This window comes from Paenibacillus tyrphae (genome assembly GCF_027925525.1).
GTDB classification, from domain to species: Bacteria; Bacillota; Bacilli; order Paenibacillales; family NBRC-103111; genus Paenibacillus_G; species Paenibacillus_G tyrfis_B.
In genome coordinates this window covers 1-2,050 of sequence record NZ_BSDJ01000070.1, presented here as the reverse complement: position 1 = coordinate 2,050, position 2,050 = coordinate 1, and the positions used below count along the sequence as shown (strand labels likewise).

The following is a 2,050-nucleotide window of genomic DNA, read 5'->3' as shown; positions in this document are numbered from 1 at the left end:
GAAATGCTTGGCCAGTCGTTCGACCGTCTCCCTCTTGTACAAGGCAGTTGCATATTCAAGGACATACTCCAGACCGTCATTGTCTTCTATCACATCCAAACTCAGATCAAACTTCGCCATCCCATATTCGCTCGGATACGGAGCCAATCGGAGCCCTTCAAGCTCAAAGTCTTTGCTTTCCGTGTTCTGCAAGGTAAACATCGTGTCAAAGAGCGGATTCCGGCTTAAATCGCGGGCAACCTGCACTTTGTCCACCAGCTCTTCGAACGGATAGTTCTGATGCTCGTAAGCTCCGAACATCGTTTCCTTCACTTCTTCCAGATACCCCAGGAACGTTTTCTCTCCGGCCGGATAGCTGCGGATCGCCAGCGTATTGATAAACATCCCGATCAGCGGCTGCACATCGCTATGATTCCTTCCCGCAATCGGCGTCCCTACAACCACGTCTTGCTGACCCGTATATTTATGCAGCACAATCGTATACGCTGCAAGCAGCACCATGTACAGCGTCGCGCCGCTTTCGGCTGCGAGCCGCTTCAGGCTTTCGCTCTTCTGCGCATCCATGAAGAAGTGAAGCGTATGTCCTTCATAACTCTGCACGGCCGGACGCGCATAATCCGTCGGCATTTCCAGCACCGGCAGCTCCCCTTGGAACTGATCCAGCCAGTATGCTTCCTGCCGCTTGAGCTGCTCCTGCTGCGCATCGGACTGCTGCCACGCCGCATAATCCTTGTACTGAATGCGCAGCGGCTCCAGCTCTTCTCCGTCGTACAAGCGGACAAACTCTTCGACCAGGACCTCCATCGAGACGCCGTCGGAGATAATGTGATGCATGTCGAACATCAGAATATAGCGTTCTGCCGCCAGCTCGACCAGACCTACCCGCAGCAGCGGCGGCTTCGCCAGATCGAACGTGCGTACGAAGTCCTGTACCGCTTCTCCGGCGGCTTCCTCGCTCGCTTGCACATACTCCACGGCAAAATCCACTTGCGAGTAAATCCGCTGCACGGCCTCGCCATTCACCATCTCAAAGCCGGTGCGCAGCGTCTCGTGGCGCGCGATCAACTCGCGGAACGCCTCTTCGAACCGTGTCCGGTCCAACGCCCCTTCGAGCAGCATCGCTCCCGGCATATTGTAGCTTTGTTCCGCCCCTTCCAGCTGGTGCAGGATGAAGAGCCGCTTCTGTGCGGAAGATAGCGGGTAGTGCTCTCTTTCCTCCGCCACCGGTATGGCCGAAAACGCCCCCTCTTCCATTCGCGCAATCGCTTGGGCCATCTCTTCAACCGTAGAGTAGCGGAACACGTCCCGCAGCGGCAGATCCACGTTCAACTCCTTGTGAATCTTGCTGACAAGCGTCGTTGCCCGCAAGGAGTGTCCTCCCAGATCAAAGAAGTTGTCCTTCACGCCGACGGTTGCAACTGCCAGCACTTCCTGCCAGATGCGAACAAGCTTCGCTTCCAGCGGTGTCCGCGGCGCGGTATACTCCGATCCGCTCGCGCCCCCTTCCGGCGCAGGGAGCGCCTTGCGGTCGATCTTCCCGTTCGGCGTCAGCGGCAGCCGCTCCAGCTGCACGAAGTACGACGGAATCATGTACCCCGGCAGCTCCTGCGACATCGCGCTTCGCAGACCGCTGGCTTGCAGTTCCTCCTCTGCCGTGAAGTACGCGCACAGCGCCTTCTGTCCGTTGCCATCCTCCCGGATGACGACGACCGCTTCCCGTACCTTGTCCACTTTCAGCAGCTGCGTTTCGACCTCGCCGATCTCGATCCGGTACCCACGGATTTTCGCCTGGTTGTCGATCCGGCCGATGAAATCCACGTTCCCGTCTTCCATCCAGCGCGCCAGGTCACCCGTGCGGTACAGCCGCTCTCCCGGCACGAACGGGCTGTCGACAAACTTCTCTTCGTTCAGCTCCGGTCGGTTCAAATACCCCCGGGCCACGCCCACACCGCCAATGCACAGCTCGCCCAGCACACCTACCGGTACCGGGTTCAGGTGAGCATCCACAATGTAGAACCGGGCGTTCAGCCACGCCTTGCCGATCGGCACA

At 58.5% G+C, this 2,050-nt stretch carries 1 protein-coding gene; it reads right to left on the bottom strand.

Features of this window, described 5'->3' with window-relative positions; genetic code table 11:
• Window positions 1–2,050: condensation domain-containing protein (locus QMG93_RS34860; protein ID WP_281944495.1), on the bottom strand; the 2,050-nt coding region annotated here is incomplete at both ends.